A 15,047-nucleotide genomic window follows, 5' to 3' on the forward strand; every position below is an offset into this window, starting at 1 on the left:
GCGGCGTGCGGCTCGCCACGGTCCGCAGTCGCCCGGCGCCGGTGCTGGGTAGGGTGTCCGGATGCAGATTGCACACCGTCGGCTCGGCGAGATCGGGCCGGAGATCAGCGTCGTCGGGCTCGGCTGCAACAACTTCAGCCGCAAGGGGACGGCCACCGAGACCCTCGAGGGAACCCGCGCGGTCATCGACGCCGCGGTGGACGCCGGTATCACGTTCTTCGACACCGCCGAGATGTACGGCAACCCGCCCGGCACCAGCGAGACCCTGATGGGTGAGGCGCTCAAGGCGCACGACCGCGAGAAGGTCGTCATCGCGACGAAGTTCGGTCACCAGCAGGTGCACACGCACGGCGCCGACGTCTGGGGGCCGAAGGGCGGTCGCACCTACATCCGCAACGCCCTCGAGGGCTCGCTGCGGCGCCTGCAGACCGACTACGTCGACCTCTTCCAGATGCACAACCCCGACCCCGACGTCCCGATCGCGGAGACGCTGTTCGCCCTCAACGAGCTGATCGACGAGGGCAAGGTGCGCCACATCGGGCACACCACCTTCTCCACCGAGCAGCTCGTCGAGGCCAACGAGATCGCCGAGTCGCACGGCCTGCGCCCCTTCACCTCCGCGCAGAACGAGTACTCCCTGCTGGTGCGGGACGCCGAGACCGGCGTCCTGCCGGAGGTGCTGCGCGCGGGCATGGGGTTCCTGCCGTTCTTCCCGCTCGCCAACGGCCTGCTGACCGGGAAGTACACCGAGGACCACCGCCCGGAGGGTGCCCGGCTCACGACGCTGCGCCCCGAGGCCCTGGACGCCGCGAACTGGGAGCAGCTGCAGGAGTTCCAGAAGCTGTGCGACGAGGTCGGGCTCACGATGCTGCAGGCGACGTTCGGCTGGTTGCTGGCCCGCGAGGGACTGACGTCGGTCATCGCGGGAGCCACTCGTCCCGAGCAGGTCCGCGACAACGCGCAGGCGGGCACCGTCGAGCTCGAGCACGAGGTGATCGCGGCGATCGAGGACATCTTCCCGATCGTGGGCCGGGAGAAGGCGCCGGTCCCGACGCCCGCGCGGTAGCGCGCGGGCTCAGCGTCGCACCGAGCCGCGCGGGTAGGGCCCGAGCTCGGCCAGCGGGGCGGCGAGCGACGCGACCGCGCCCGGCGTGCCGCGATCGGCCAGCAGCCCTGCGAGCGCGCCGAGGCGCCCCCGCAGCCGCACCTCCGGCCCGGGGCCGCCGAAGGTCGCGGTGTACGGCGTGTCCGTCGCCTCCAGCCGCACGCTCTGATCGGTGGGCAGCCGCACGCGGACATAGCCGATCAGCAGCTCGCTGAAGTCGGCGCCCCAGTCCAGACAGGTGTAGGTCGGCAGCCCGAGATCCACGGCGTGCACCAGCGACTCCATCCACCGGCCCGCAACCACGTCGGCGACGGTTCCGTCGCGGTACGCCACCGGCGCCGCCGCCAGGTCCGCGTCCACGTGTGCCACGGCCCTCTCCCAGCCGGCGTGCGCGTCGCGCAGCAGCGTGGCCAGCTCGGCCGGCGGCAGCCCGGACCGGCGCTCGATGTCGCTGTCGCGGGCCTGCTGGCCGCCGGTGTAGACCTCGATCTGCATCCCGCGCAGCGCGTACTCGACTTGCCGCGTCTGCGCGAGGGCGTTGCCGACGAGGTGCGCGACGACGTGCGCGCGGGTCCAGCCCGGCAGGCGGGACGGCTCGCCGTACTGCTCGTCGCGCAGCGCCGCCACCAGCCGCATCGCCTCTCGCTGGCCGTCGAGGCTGCCGCGGACCAGGGCCGCCGGCGTGAGCGTCGTCATGAGCCCTCCCAGGAGCTGCGCTCGCGACGGCTCGGGGTGAGCCCGCGATCCCACTGCTCGAACGGCGCGCTGAGCCGGTAGCGGTCGTCGGGCTGCTTGTTCAGGACGACGTACGTGCCGTTCTCGGGGTTGGAGATCGACTCGAAGTACTCGACGCTCCAGTGGAACCAGCGCATGCAGAACAGCCGCATCGTCAGCCCGTGCGTCACGATCACGACGTTGCGCTCCATGTCCGGATCGTCGAAGTTGCGATGCAGTGATTCGAGGAAGGTCGATACGCGGTCGTAGACATCCGAGCCGGACTCCCCGTGGGTGAAGCGGTACCAGAAGTGCCCGTACTCGTTGCGCAGCCGCTTCTCGTGGGCGATCTGCGCCGGGTCCTGGAAGTTCGCCCAGTCCTGCTCGCGCAGCCGCGGCTCCAGCCGCATGTCGTCGGGGTCGACGCCGAGGTCGAGCAGCCGCGCGCTCTCCTGGGTCCGCACGTACGGCGAGACCCACATTCGCAGCGACTCGCCGCCGATCAGGTCGCGCAGCCGCCGTCCGGCGTCGACCACCTGCCGGCGGCCGAGCTCGGTGAGGTGCAGCGCGTGATCGGGCACCGTCTCATATAGCGAGTCGTCGATGTTTCCTTCGCTCTCGCCGTGCCTGACCAGGATGATCCGCTGCGGACGCTGCGCGATGGCCATCCGCCAACCCTAGCCGTCGCAGCCTCCCCGTTGTGTTGTTGCCGCTTCGGGCGACGTCGCCCGGAGTAGGCACAACACAACGGGAGAAAGCGCGGTGCTCAGCCGCCCCCGGTCCGCGGGACTGCACCCAGGTCACCGGTGAGGTAGCGCTGCAGCGTCGGACCGACCCCGCGGACCACCTCGTCGACCTCGGCGTCGGCCAGCGGGGCGAACGGCACGATGTACCGCGTGACCAGCAGCCCGACCAGCTGCGAGGCGACGAGCGACGCGCGCCAGCGGGCCTCCGGCGTCCAGCCCATCAGCTGGGTCAAGCCGTGCCGCATCACCCGGTTGATCAGGAAGTCGTGCAGGGCGGCACCGGCCTCGGGTGAGCCGACCGCCGTGCGCACGGTGGACGTCGCCGCAGCGCCGCCGGCCGAGTCCCACATCGTCAGGAAGGTCGCGGCCAGCCGGTTGCCGAGCTGGTCGCGATCGCCGCGGAGCACGTCCGCGACGATCGCTCCCGGATCGAACGGCAGCTCCACCGCCGCGGCGAACAGCCCTTGCTTGGAGCCGAAGTAGTGCTTGATCATCGCCGGGTCGACGCCCGCGCGTGCGGCGATCGACCGCAGCGTCGCCTTGTCGAATCCCGCCGCGCCGAACTCGGCGCGGGCCGCGGCGAGCAGGTCCTCGCGTGCCGTGCTCTCGCCCGGACGCCGGCCCGGGCTGCGGTCGGTCGTCATCGGTGGGCCGCGGACGGTCTCACGCCGAGCGCCGGCGCAAGGTCAGCGCACCCAGGCCCAGGCACAGGACCGAGACGACGACCACCACGATCACGCTGTTCCACAGGGACGCCGTGGCGCTGGAGTGCCGCGCGACCTCCTGCATGCCCTGGACGGCGTAGGTGACCGGCAGGTAGTCGGAGATCGCGTCCAGCCAACCCGCCATCTGGGTGCGCGGGATGAACAACCCGCACAGCAGCGTCTGCGGGACGATCAGCGCGGGCACGAACTGCACGGCCTGGAACTCGGTCCGCGCGAACGCGCTCACGAACAGGCCGAGCGCGACGCCGAGCAACGCGTCGGCGAGGGCGACCAGGTAGACCAGGCCCAGCGGCCCGGCGACGTCCAGGCCGAACACCCAGATCGCCACGGCGACCATCACGCTGACCTGGACCAGCGCGAGCAGCGCGAACGCGATCGCGTAACCGGCCAGCAGGTCGAGCTTGGCGATCGGGGTGGTCAGCAGCCGCTCGAGCGTGCCGCTGGTGCGCTCGCGCAGCATGGTGATCGAGGTGATCAGGAACAGGATGAAGAAGGGGAAGTAGCCGAGCATCACGGCGCCGACGTTGTCGAACACCCCTGGCTGCCCCGACGGCACGGGCGAGTCCTCGAACATGAAGTACAGCAGCGTCAGCAGCACGACCGGGACGACCATGATGAGGGCGATCGAGCGGTGGTCGTGGGCCAGCTGGCGCAGGATGCGGTGGGCAGTCGCCGCCGTGATGCGGGCGTGCTGCGGGCGAGCCGCGGCGTGGGTCGTGCTCATCGCGGTACCTCCTCGTGCGGGCGTACGCCGGCGAAGTGGATGAAGACGTCGTTCATGTCGCTGCATCCGGAGCGGGCGCGCAGCTGTAGCGGCGAGCCGTCGGCGATCAGCCGGCCGTCGCGCAGGAACAGCACGCGCTCGCAGCGGTCGGCCTCGTCCATCACGTGGCTGGAGATCAGCAGCGTGGTGCCGTCGTCCGCGAGCCGGCGGAACGAGTGCCACAGCGCCTCGACGACGAGCGGGTCCAGCCCCACCGTGGGCTCGTCCATGATCAGGATCCGTGGGCGGCCCACCAGGGCGCAGGCCAGGGACACGCGGCCGCGCTGGCCACCGCTGAGGTTTGCGACCAGGTCGCGGCCGCGGTCGCCCAGACCCACCACCTCCAGGGTCTGCGCGGTCTGCGCCGGCCCCGCGCCGTACAGCGCACCGAAGTAGTCGACGTTCTGCGCCACCGTCAGGTCGGGGTAGATCGCCGGCGACTGTGTCACGTAGCCCACGCGCGACCGCAGCTCGCGACGGCCGGCGGGCAGGCCGTCGACGGTGATCGTGCCGTCCTGGATGCGCTGGACGCCGAGCAGCGCCCGCATCAACGTCGTCTTCCCCGCCCCCGAGGCGCCCAGCAGGCCGGTGATCGAGCCGGGCGCGAGCTCGAAGCCGATGTCCTCCAGCACTCTGCGGCCCGCGCGGGTGACCCCCAGCCCTGCGACGGTGATCATCGACGACCCCCTAATTCAACAAGTGATGAATTAAAGGTACGACCGACCCGGTCTACCGTCAACGCCACCTACTTTCGGATGATTCGCCGGCGTGCGGGCGCCGTTAGCGTGGAGGCCGACCCCGACCAAGGAGAAGCCATGCTCACCCGGCTCGCGTACGCCGCCGCCACCTACACCGGACTCGGACTGATCGGCGGGCTGCTCTATCGCGAGCTCACCCGCGGCCGCGACTGGCAGTTCACCCAGCTGAACGTCGTCCACACCCACCTGCTCGCGCTCGGCACGCTGGTGATGCTCATCGCGCTGGCGCTGGAGAAGCTGTTCGCGCTGTCGCGACGCCGCGAGACGACCTACTTCTGGTGGTTCTACAACGCCGGTCTGGTGCTCGCCTCGGCGATGATGACCCTCAAGGGCATCCTGCAGCTCGACGGACCGGTCGACTCGAAGGCGCTCGCCGGCGTCTCGGGACTGGGCCACATCATGCTGACCGTCGGGCTCGTGTTCCTGTTCATCGCGCTCATCAAGCAGGTCAAGGCGGCGGACGCCGCGCGGACCGCGGTTCCGCGGCCGTAGCGGGGCGATCTGTCGCCATCGACGTGCCCAAATAGGCTGGGGCGCATGTCCACTCTTCCCGCGCCGGTGGCGGCTGCGAAGATCCTCGATCACATCGAGCCCGGCACCGACCTGATCGTGCCGATCGCCAACGGCGAGCCGCGCGACGTGCTCGACGCGATCGAGGCGGCGAACGAGTCGCTGGAGGGCGTGCGCGTCCACCAGATGCACTGCCTGCACGACCGGCCGTACCTGCACGGCGCGTACGGCGACCGGATGCGGCACATCAGCTACTTCCTCTCGCACATCACCCGCGCGCCGTACGCCGAGGGGCATCTGGACTACGCGCCGGCCAACTTCAGCGAGGTCCCGCTGATCATGGCCGCCACAACCCGCGACCCGATCGTGATCGCGGCGTCCTCGCCGCCGGACCGGCGCGGCTACTTCAGCCTCGGGACGTCCGCCGACTACGTGTCCTCGATGATCGGCCGGCGGCCGTTCTTCCTCGAGGCCACGCCGCACATGCCCCGCACGCACGGCGCCAACGTCATCCACCACTCCCAGATCCTCGGATGGTGCGAGAGCGACCGCGAGCTGGTGGCCGTCCCGCGGGTCGCGCCGAAGCAGGTCGAGGAGACGATCGCGGCGCTGGTGGCCGAGCAGATTCCCGATCGCGCCACCCTGCAGGTCGGCATCGGCGGCATCGCCAATGCCATCCTCGCCGGGCTGTGCGACCACCGGGACCTGGGCCTGCACACCGAGCTGCTGCACGACGGGGTGATGGACCTGGTCGACGCCGGCGTGATCACGGGCATCGCCAAGGAGCATCGGCGCAACCGCGCGGTCGCCACCTTCGCGATGGGCACCACCGACCTCTACCGGTGGCTCGACGAGAACGCGGCGGTGGAGATGCTGCGGGTCGAGTACGTCAACGACCCCCGGGAGATCGCCGGTCTCAGCAACTTCGTGTCGGTCAACGCGACCCTCGAGGTGGACCTGCTCGGGCAGTGCGCCTCCGAGTCGATCGGCACGCGGTACTTCAGCGGCTCCGGCGGGCAGGCCGACTTCGCGCGCGGCGCGATGTACTCGCCGGGCGGCAAGGCCTTCATCGTCCTTCCCTCGACGACCCGTGAGGGTGCCTCGCGGATCGTCTCGACCCTGGCCTCCGGAGCCGCCGTGACCACCCTGAAGAACACCGTGGACCACGTCGTCACCGAGCACGGCATCGCCCGGCTGCGCGGCAAGACCCTCGCGCAGCGAGCGCGCGCGCTGATCGCGATCGCCGCGCCGCAGCACCGCGACGGCCTGAGCCGGCAGGCTCACGAGCGTTGCCTGCTGCACGACTGAGCACCGCCCGCGCGTGCCGCTCGACCGGAGCGGACGGTGGTCCGGAATGTGAGATCGCGCGCTCGTGGCGCAGGCCACCCCCGCTTCCGGCGTAGCCTCGGGGAGGTTCCCACTTCTCGTGTCCGGGAGGACGAGCGTGACCACTGGCCAGACCGCCAAGACGCAGGTACTGCTGCTGGAGAACATCCACCCGTATGCCGTGCAGCACTTCGAGTCGCTGGGCTACGAGGTCCGCACCCACAAGTCGGCGATGACCGAGCCGGAGCTCATCGCGGCGCTCCCCGGCGTCCAGCTGCTCGGCATCCGCTCCAACACCCACCTCACCGCGAAGGTCTTCGAGCACGCGCCGCAGCTCGAGGCCGTCGGCGCGTTCTGCATCGGCACCAACCAGATCGACCTCACCGCGGCCGCCACCCGCGGCATCCCGGTGTTCAACGCGCCGTACTCCAACACCCGCTCGGTCGTCGAGCTGGTGATCGGGGAGATCATCTCCCTGGCGCGGCGGATACCCGAGAAGAACCAGAACATGCACGCCGGCGTCTGGGACAAGTCGGCCGCCGGGTCGCACGAGGTCCGCGGGCGCACGCTCGGCATCGTCGGCTACGGCAACATCGGCGCCCAGCTGTCGGTGCTCGCCGAGGCCCTCGGCTTCTCGGTGATCTTCTACGACATCGCCGACAAGCTGGCACTGGGCAACGCGCGGCGCGTCGGCACGCTCGACGAGCTGCTGGCCGAGGCCGACACCGTCACCCTGCACGTCGACGGCCGCCCCGGCAACGCCGGCATCTTCGGCGCCGAGCAGTTCGCCAAGATGCGGCCGCGGGCGATGTTCATCAACGCATCCCGAGGAATGGTCGTCGACCACCTCGCGCTGCGCGAGGCGGTGCTGTCCGGGCACATCTCGGGCGCCGCCATCGACGTGTTCCCGGTCGAGCCGAAGAAGCCCGGTGAGGAGTTCCTCTCCGAGCTGCGCGGACTCCCGAACGTCATCCTCACCCCGCACGTCGGCGGGTCCACGCAGGAGGCGCAGGAGGACATCGGCCGGTTCGTCTCCGGCAAGCTCGGGTCGTACGTCGAGGACGGCGCCACGTCGCTGTCGGTCAACATGCCGACCATCGAGGTCGCCCCGCGGCGCGACGTGCACCGCCTGGTACACGTGCACGAGAACGTGCCGGGCGTGATCGCCGAGATCAACCGGATCCTCGCCGAGCACGGGCAGAACGTCGAGTCGCAGTCGCTGACCACCCGCGGCCACCTCGGGTACGTCGTCACCGACGTGAACGGCACCATCGCCGGGCCCGCCCTCGCCGAGCTGGAGTCGATGCCGCACACGATCCGGCTGCGCGTCCTCTCGTAGCGATGACGGCGACCGTGGACGTGCCGACCGAGGCAGGTCCGGGACGTCTCGTGCTCGACGTGCCCCGCGCGCCGCGCGCCGTCCTGCTGCTCGGGCACGGCGCCGGCGGCGGTCTGGACTCGTTCGACCTCTCGACCCTGGCCGCGCAGCTACCGGCCGGGGGGATCGGCGTCGTCCGGTTCGCGCAGCCGTGGCTCGTGGCGGGACGCAAGATCGCCGGACCGCCGGCATCCCTGGACAAGGCGTGGGCGGCCGCCTTGGCCGTCGCCACGAGAAAGTGGCGCGGCACGCCGCTGGTCGTCGGCGGCCGGTCGGCCGGGGGGCGAGTCGCGTGTCGATGCTTCGCCGCGCCCGCGGTCGGGGTACTGGCCCTCGCCTTTCCGCTGCACCCACCGGGTAAGCCGGAGAAGAGCCGGCGCGACGAGCTCGCCGCCGTCCCCGCGCCGGTGCTGATCGTGCAAGGCGAGACCGACCCGTTCGGCACGCCGCACGAGATCCGTGCGGCGATCCGCGCCAACGCGGGAAAGCGCACCCTGGTCACGGTGAACGCCGGGCACTCGCTACAGCCGGCGAAGCGTGCGGACCCGGCTGCGGCGTCCCGCCGCATCGTCGATGCCGTGGCCGGCTTCGTCGACCAGATCACCTGAGGCACCGCCGGGGTGGTCCGGTCGGCCCGTTGTGTTGTGGCGACTCCGGGCGACGTCGCCCGGAGTCGTCACAAGTCAACCGTCCGGCGCGAACGAATAGACTGGGCGCCATGCCTCCCACCACTCCTGTCGCTTCCCCCGCCACCCGCAACGTCCGTACCAGCGCGCTGATCCTCTCGCTGCTGGCCCTCGTGCAGGCCGCTCTCGGCGGCACCGTGCTCAGCGGTGGTGGTGGCATCAAGACGGTGCACGGCTACGTCGGCTACCTCACCTTCGTCGTGGCGCTCGTCGCCGCGTTCTTCGCCTGGAAGGCCGCGCAGGTCACCGGCAACAAGGGGACCTTCTTCCACGCGCTGTCGCTGCCGATCCTGGCGCTGATCCAGATCGGGCTCGCCGAGATGGACCTCAAGTGGGTGCACGTCATCGTCGGGATCCTGTTCCTCGTCGCCGCCTTCGGGCTGTACGCGATGGCCGACCGGCCCGCGAAGCACGGCGCAGCCGACCGCCCCGCCGGGGACGCCGTCTAGCCGTCGCCTGACCGCCGCACCGTCGCCGTCCGGCGGTGCAGCGCGGCAGGACGTCGCCTGCTCGACCGCCCGACCAGCGCGCAGCCGTCCCCGGGCGGGGTTCGTCGCCCAAAGCGGACTAGCTTCCCCGCTTTCGCCTGGGAAGCCCGTCCGGCCGGGGGAGTGCCTCGACCTAGTACTCGAAGCGTTCGATGTGCAGGTGCACGCTCGGTACGCCGGCGTCCAGCGCGGCGCGGCGGACGGCGTCCATCCAGGGGCCGCTACCGCACACGTACACGTCCCGCTCGGCGACGTCCGGGCACACGCGCAGCAGCGCCTCGGTGTCATCGAGGTGGCGGAGGTCGGCCGGCAGCCAGCTGTCGCGGCCGCGCACCCGGCGCCCCACCAGCGGCTCGTAGAACGCGCCCCGCTGTGCCGCGAGCGCCCGGATCTCGTCGTGCATCAGCAGCGCGTCGGCGGTGCTGGCGCGGTTCACGATGGTGACGTCACCGGGGCGCTGCGGCAGTGCCTCGAGCAGCGCGCGCATCGGGGTGATGCCCACGCCGGCGCCCATGAGCAGGACCTTGTCCCGGGTCCGCGTTCCGGCGTGCATCCGCCCGAACGGGCCCTCCAGCAGCACGCGGGTCCCCGGCCGGATGTCGGCCAGCCGCGCCGAGCCGTCCCCGACCGCCGCGGCGGTGAGGCGGAGCGCATTGCCGGTGGGCGCCGCGGACAGCGAGAACGGGTTGGCGCGCATCCAGCCCCTGCCGGTGAGGAAGCGCCAGTGGAAGAACTGGCCGCCCGAGGCCTTCAGCCGGTGCACGCCGGGTCCGGCGACGGTGACGGTGGTGACACCGGGCCGTTCCTGGCGGACGTCGACGACCCGAGCCCGGCTGCGGACCGAGCGCCACAGCGGCAGCAGCACGCGGAACCCCACGACGGAGCCGGTGCAGACCCCGTAGAGCGACCACCAGAACACGCTGGACAGCGTCGAGCCGACGAAGTCCTGCCCGGTCCACAGCTGGTGCGGCAGCACCAGCCCGACGCCGACGTAGGCGTAGAGATGCAGCAGGTGCCACGACTCGTACCGCAGTCGGCGCCGCGCCACCCGCGCCGACGTGACGACCACCAGGCAGATGGCGACGGTGCCCGCCACGGCCAGCAGACCGCCGGCGTAGTTGAACGTGAAGTCGATGAACGTCGCCCAGACGCCCGCGGCGTACTGCGCCGCGTACCCGAGCATGATCAGCACGATGTGCGCCACCATCAGGGTGAACGACGAGAAACCCACCCAGCGGTGCACCCGCGCCAGCTTGTCCTGTCCCCAGGCGCGCTCGATGATCGGCACCCGCGCCATCAGGAATACCTGGATCAGCAGCAGCGCCGAGGCGAGCAGCCCCGTCAACCGGCCGACCGAGGTCAGCGCGCCGACCGTCGCCAGCTGCCCGAGGCCGCCGTTGAGCACCCACAGGGCGGTCACGAACAGCATGATCGTGCCGGCCGCGAGCGCTGTGGCGTCGCGCCACAGCGCGGAGGTACGGCGGATCCGCGGCGGCCCACCGCGTCCCGCGCCGCGCGCGTCGGGGGCATCCGTGGGGACGCGGTACGCCGGCCGGGACCGCTCCGGCCTGATCAGGGTGCCGCGCGGGGTCCTGATCCGGGCCGGGGCAGGGGGTGCTGAGGTCATTCCTCGACTATCCGCCGCCCCGGTATGGCCATCCCAAGAGAAGTCTGTCGATCCCCTGTGGCCGCGGCCGCACCGTCCGACCATCTCGACCCGGGCGGCCTCCGGCCGTTCGGCGGGAGGCGTCAGGACAGCCGGGCCGCCACGTCCGGGAAATGGGTGAGCCATTCGTCGACGATGCGCACCGCCCGCGGGTAGGAGCCGTTCAGCGGGTGTGTCGCGATCGCGGCGTGCAGGGCGTCTCGTGAACCGTCCAGGGCTGCGGTGATCGTCCACCGCTCGACGGCCTTGACCTGCCTTATCAGCCCCGCCTCGTGGTCGGACAGCGGTGCGACGGTCGCCGGCGTCGCGCCGTCCTTGCCCACCGTGCAGGGGATCTCGATCACGGCGTCGATGTCCAGCGCGTCGAGCACGGCCGCTCCCGACCGACGGTTGGGTACGTCGAGGATCAGCCGTTCGCCCGTGTCGTGGGCGATCGCCCGCATCACCGCCAGCGCGATCTGCTCGTAGCCGCCGCCCTCGACGTCCTCCTCGGCCCGCTCGGCGGCGCCGGCGGCCTCCCGAGCGACCGCCATGTAGGTGCGGTTGCGCTCGTCGACGACCCGCCGCCACGCTGCGTACGGCGCCCCCGCCGTCGCGGCCTCTGCGGCCTCGCGGTAGAACGCCGATTGCTGCTCGCGGAGGAAGGACGCGCGCGACGTCGTGGCGCGCAGGGACTCGACCACGTCGGCCGCGTAATAGAAGTAGTGCAGGTACTCGTTCGGGATCGTGCCGAGGGCCCGGATGAGGGACGCGCCGAACAGCTGGCCTTCCTCGAACCCGGTGATCGCGTCCCCGGCGATCAGCCCCGGCAGCAGGTCCGCGCCACCGACGCGGAGCGCGCGAAGCCAGCCGAGGTGGTTGAGCCCCACGTAGTCGATCTCGACGTCCGGCTCGGCCACTCGCAGCGCCCGGCACGCGCGGCGGACCAGCGCCGCGGGCGAGTCGCAGATGCCGATCACCCGGCCCGGCAGCACCTCCTGCAGCGACTCGGTGACCATGCCTGCGGGATTGGTGAAGTTGATCAGCCAGGCGGACGGCGCGACGTCGGCGACCGCCTCGCCGACCGCCCGCATGGCCGGGAGGGAGCGCAACGCGTACAGGATGCCACCCAGGCCGACGGTCTCCTGGCCGAGGACGTCGTGCCGCAGCGGGATGTTCTCGTCGTGCACCCGGCCGTCGAGCCCGCCCGGGCGGATCGCCGCGAATACGAAATCGGCGCCGCGCAGTCCGGCGTGCAGGTCGGTCGTGGTGCGGACCTCCGGCGCCCACCGGCCCTCGGCGACGCCGTCGAGGACCGCCGCGACGACCGCGAGCCGGTCGGGGCTGCTGTCGACGAGCACCACCCGATCGATGAGCCGACGGGCGTCGGCGACGAGCTGCTGGAACACCAGGGGGGTGCGGAACCCGCCGCCGCCGACGATGGTGAGCTGCATCAGCGCGCCCCGTCCTCCGTCGGCTCGTCGGCGTGGTCGTTCTTCGGGTCGGGCCCCCACGCCTCGAGGCGCGCCTCGGTGGGGTCGGCCTCGTCGTCGGTCGGGTCGTCGAGCCCCGCCTCCCTCTCGGAGGTGGGGTCGGTCAGGTCGTCGTCGAGGTCGGGGCCGATCTCGGACGCCTCCCGGCTCTCGGGCAACCCGCGGCTGGCCCGGAACAGGTCGATCACCGCCGTGTTGATGACGGCCGCGAGCGGGACCGCGATGAGCGCGCCGAAGATGCCGCCGACCACCGCGCCCAGCACCACCAGCAGCAGGGAGGCGAGCGGGTGCACCTTCAGCTGCCGGTTCATCAGCAACGGATAGATGAAGTTGCCCTGCACGGTCTGGATCACGATCATCACGATCGCCATGATGATGGCGGTGGTCAGGTTGGTCGAGATCAGCGCGAGCGCGATGACCACCAGCGACGAGATCAGGCCGCCGAGGGTCGGGATGAACGCGAACAGGAACGCGATCAGCCCGGCGGACAGGGCCAGCGGTACGCCGAGGATCAGGCAGGACATCCAGGTGAGGACGCCGACGATGAGCGCGACGACCAGCGTCACGTTCATGTAGGTGACCAGCACCTCCCAGGAGCGGCGACCCGCGCGGTTCACCTTCCAGCGAGCGCTGCGCGGGAACAGCTTGCACAGCCAGGTCCAGATCGCCCCGCCGTCGCTCAAGAAGAAGAAGATGATGAACATCGACAGCAGGATCGCCGAGAGGATGCTGCCGGTCGTCGAGATGACGGTCAGCGAGGTGGTGAGGACGTCGGTCGGGTCCTTCTGCAGCTTGCTCAGCGCCTCGTCGACGCTCTGCTGCAGCTGCCCCTGGTCGATCTGCAGGGGACCCTTCGCGAGCCAGTTCGCCACCTCGTTCAGGCCGGTCCGCACGGTGGCGTAGATCGTCTCGTAGTTCACGACCAGCTCGCGGACGATCAGTGCCACCAGCCCGAAGGTGAAGACCAGCCCGGCGAGGAAGGTGATCACCGTCGCGAGGGTGTTCGGCAGGCCGCTGCGGCGCAGCAGGCGGGACAGCGGCGTCAGGAGCGCGGCCACGAGCAGCGACACGAAGATGGGCACGATGACGATGGCCAGGACGTCGAGCAGCCACAACAGCAGGTAGATGGCGAGGCCGATGGCGATCGCCCGTACCGCCCAGCCGGCGGCGAGCTTCACGGCGCGCGGGATGGGGTCGGCGGTGATGCGTTCGTCGAACTGCTCGTCCACCGAGGCGTGTGCCTGGGCGCGTAGGTCGATGATCCGCTGCCGCAGCTGGTTCGCGACGTCCAGCGGGCGGACGCGCGGCTGCTCACGGCTCATGGATCCTCCTCGTCGGCGCGGGCTGATCGCAGTCGCCCGGCGCCGACACTACCGCGACATCCGCCGCGTCGGCCGGTCAGTCACCGGCGGCTGCGGGTCTCGCGCCCGGTCACGATCGCAGGCCGGACATGAGCCCCGTGCCACCTGGTTAACCTAGACTTCACGCATGCCACAGAGCCAGAGCCCCCTCGTCGTCGTCCTCGGAGACCAGGTCGGGAGATCACTCCTGGTCATCGGGGCGCTCCTGATCCTGGGCGCGCTGTTCTACCTGGGATTCCGCCAAGGCGCTGCGAAGGCGACCAATGCGATCACCCAACGGCTGCAGCAGGAGCGGGCATCGCGCATCGAGCGCTGGACGCCGCACCCGGCGCGGTCGGGCGGCGAGCCGGGCTCGGCGATGCGCCTGCTGTCGGACTACGAGGACGCCATCTATGCCGAGGCGCGACACGCCCTCGACGCGCAGCTCGGGAACGGTGACGAGCAGCAGCATGTGGCCTACGCGGCCCAGCTGCACGGCGACGTACGCCGGTTGCGCGGCCAGATCCTCCACCACCTGCACAACCCGCCGGCCCCGAGTGCGCCGCCTGCCGGCACTCCGGTCGACCGAGCGTGACGCCAGCCCTCGCCCGAGCCGGGAACTCCGGCACCGCCGCCGGCGACTACCGCAGTAGTTCCGCCGACCGAAGGACCCTCGTGAAGTCTCCCCGTACCGCCGTCACCCGGCCCGCCCCCGGACGGCGCGCCGCGCTCCGGCTCGTCACCGCGCTGCTGGCCACCGTGGCCGCCGTGCTGCTCGGAACGGGGACCGCGTTCGCGCACACCGAGCTGGCCTCGAGCGATCCGGCGGACGGCGCCACCCTCGACGTGCTCCCCGGCACGATCACCTTGACCTTCGGCGAGACCCTGCAGGGCCCGACCGCGAAGGTCGGCGTGCTGGTCGGCGACCGCGGGCCGGTGCAGGTCGACGCCACGGTGAGCGGCGCGACCGTCACGGTCGACACCGCCGCCGGACCCATCGCCGGCCTACTGAGCGACGGCGGGTCCGGCAAGTGGGCGATCAGCTACCAGGTCGTCTCCGAGGACGGTCACCGCGTCGACGGCACGCTCACGTTCACGGTCGCCGCTCCGGCGAGCCCGACCGGCACCGGTGCCGCCGCTACGTCGTCGGCGGAGGCCGCCACGGCTGCCGGCGCATCGGGCACGCACGCCGATCGGGGCGAGGCGGCCGGCGACCCCGCTGCGGCGGGGGACGACGAGCCGGAGCAGGTCGACCCGCTCACCTGGTTCCTGATCGTCGCGGGCGTCGCCGCCGGCGTGTTCGCGGTGGTGCGCATCGACCGCGCCGTCCGCAAGAAGAAGGCCGACGCGACGGAGAAGGACGCCTGACG

The 15,047-nt window shown here is 71.4% G+C and carries 16 protein-coding genes; 8 read left to right on the forward strand and 8 right to left on the reverse strand.

From position 1 onward, the window contains the following. Positions 1-61: 61 nt before the first annotated feature. Entirely contained in the window at positions 62-1,066 is a 1,005-nt protein-coding gene (locus tag F8A92_RS07450; protein ID WP_153504534.1) for an aldo/keto reductase, read from the forward strand. A 9-nt stretch (positions 1,067-1,075) separates the two neighbouring features. Here F8A92_RS07450 and F8A92_RS07455 read toward each other — a convergent pair whose 3' ends face one another. The 5 genes from F8A92_RS07455 to F8A92_RS07475 form a co-directional block, all read right to left on the reverse strand. Then, positions 1,076-1,801, reverse strand: coding sequence for a maleylpyruvate isomerase family mycothiol-dependent enzyme (locus tag F8A92_RS07455; RefSeq protein WP_153504535.1), 726 nt, complete (start codon positions 1,799-1,801; stop codon positions 1,076-1,078). Then, the gene (locus tag F8A92_RS07460) at positions 1,798-2,487 is read right to left on the reverse strand and encodes a histidine phosphatase family protein (RefSeq protein ID WP_153504536.1); all 690 of its coding nucleotides are present in this window, start codon (positions 2,485-2,487) and stop codon (positions 1,798-1,800) included. Before F8A92_RS07460 ends, F8A92_RS07455 begins: the two co-directional genes overlap by 4 nt. A 98-nt stretch (positions 2,488-2,585) precedes the next feature. Continuing rightward, positions 2,586-3,209, reverse strand: coding sequence for a TetR/AcrR family transcriptional regulator (locus tag F8A92_RS07465; RefSeq protein WP_153504537.1), 624 nt, complete (start codon positions 3,207-3,209; stop codon positions 2,586-2,588). 19 nt (positions 3,210-3,228) lie between these two features. Beyond that, positions 3,229-4,014, reverse strand: coding sequence for an ABC transporter permease (locus tag F8A92_RS07470; RefSeq protein WP_153504538.1), 786 nt, complete (start codon positions 4,012-4,014; stop codon positions 3,229-3,231). After that, the gene (locus tag F8A92_RS07475; protein WP_153504539.1) at positions 4,011-4,730 is read right to left on the reverse strand and encodes an ABC transporter ATP-binding protein; all 720 of its coding nucleotides are present in this window, start codon (positions 4,728-4,730) and stop codon (positions 4,011-4,013) included. Before F8A92_RS07475 ends, F8A92_RS07470 begins: the two co-directional genes overlap by 4 nt. 138 nt (positions 4,731-4,868) lie before the next feature. Here F8A92_RS07475 and F8A92_RS07480 point away from each other — a divergent pair, with 138 nt between their 5' ends. From F8A92_RS07480 to F8A92_RS07500, 5 genes are all read left to right on the forward strand, one after another. Then, entirely contained in the window at positions 4,869-5,303 is a 435-nt protein-coding gene (locus F8A92_RS07480) for a DUF2871 domain-containing protein (RefSeq protein WP_153504540.1), read from the forward strand. A gap of 45 nt (positions 5,304-5,348) precedes the next feature. After that, positions 5,349-6,629 (forward strand): acetyl-CoA hydrolase/transferase family protein, encoded by a 1,281-nt coding sequence (locus tag F8A92_RS07485; protein WP_153504541.1) that lies wholly within the window; start codon positions 5,349-5,351, stop codon positions 6,627-6,629. 136 nt (positions 6,630-6,765) lie between these two features. Further along, positions 6,766-7,986 carry a phosphoglycerate dehydrogenase gene (gene serA / locus F8A92_RS07490; RefSeq protein ID WP_153504542.1) on the forward strand — a complete coding sequence of 407 codons (1,221 nt, stop codon included), beginning with the start codon at positions 6,766-6,768 and terminating at the stop codon, positions 7,984-7,986. Positions 7,987-7,988: 2 nt separating this feature from the next. Then, positions 7,989-8,633, forward strand: a complete 645-nt coding sequence (locus F8A92_RS07495; RefSeq protein ID WP_153504543.1) for an alpha/beta hydrolase family protein — start codon at positions 7,989-7,991, stop codon at positions 8,631-8,633. A 110-nt stretch (positions 8,634-8,743) separates the two neighbouring features. Further along, complete coding sequence (locus F8A92_RS07500; RefSeq protein WP_153504544.1) at positions 8,744-9,160, forward strand: hypothetical protein; 417 nt, start codon at positions 8,744-8,746, stop codon at positions 9,158-9,160. 172 nt (positions 9,161-9,332) lie between these two features. On the opposite strand, the gene F8A92_RS07505 is transcribed toward F8A92_RS07500, so the two are convergent. The 3 genes from F8A92_RS07505 to F8A92_RS07515 all read right to left on the reverse strand — a co-directional run bounded on the left by F8A92_RS07505 (position 9,333) and on the right by F8A92_RS07515 (position 13,659). Continuing rightward, the gene (locus F8A92_RS07505; RefSeq protein WP_153504545.1) at positions 9,333-10,826 is read right to left on the reverse strand and encodes a ferredoxin reductase family protein; all 1,494 of its coding nucleotides are present in this window, start codon (positions 10,824-10,826) and stop codon (positions 9,333-9,335) included. Positions 10,827-10,948: 122 nt separating this feature from the next. Further along, positions 10,949-12,298: a family 4 glycosyl hydrolase gene (locus F8A92_RS07510; protein ID WP_153504546.1), complete on the reverse strand. Its 1,350-nt coding sequence runs from the start codon at positions 12,296-12,298 to the stop codon at positions 10,949-10,951. Continuing rightward, positions 12,298-13,659: an AI-2E family transporter gene (locus F8A92_RS07515; protein ID WP_153504547.1), complete on the reverse strand. Its 1,362-nt coding sequence runs from the start codon at positions 13,657-13,659 to the stop codon at positions 12,298-12,300. Before F8A92_RS07515 ends, F8A92_RS07510 begins: the two co-directional genes overlap by 1 nt. Positions 13,660-13,825: 166 nt before the next feature. Here F8A92_RS07515 and F8A92_RS07520 point away from each other — a divergent pair, with 166 nt between their 5' ends. Together F8A92_RS07520 and F8A92_RS07525 are read left to right on the forward strand one after the other, a co-directional pair. Next, entirely contained in the window at positions 13,826-14,272 is a 447-nt protein-coding gene (locus F8A92_RS07520) for a hypothetical protein (protein ID WP_153504548.1), read from the forward strand. 80 nt (positions 14,273-14,352) lie between these two features. Further along, the gene (locus F8A92_RS07525; RefSeq protein ID WP_194291401.1) at positions 14,353-15,045 is read left to right on the forward strand and encodes a copper resistance CopC family protein; all 693 of its coding nucleotides are present in this window, start codon (positions 14,353-14,355) and stop codon (positions 15,043-15,045) included. The last annotated feature ends 2 nt before the right edge of the window (positions 15,046-15,047 follow it).

This window comes from Cumulibacter manganitolerans (genome assembly GCF_009602465.1).
GTDB lineage: Bacteria > Actinomycetota > Actinomycetes > Mycobacteriales > Antricoccaceae > Cumulibacter > Cumulibacter manganitolerans.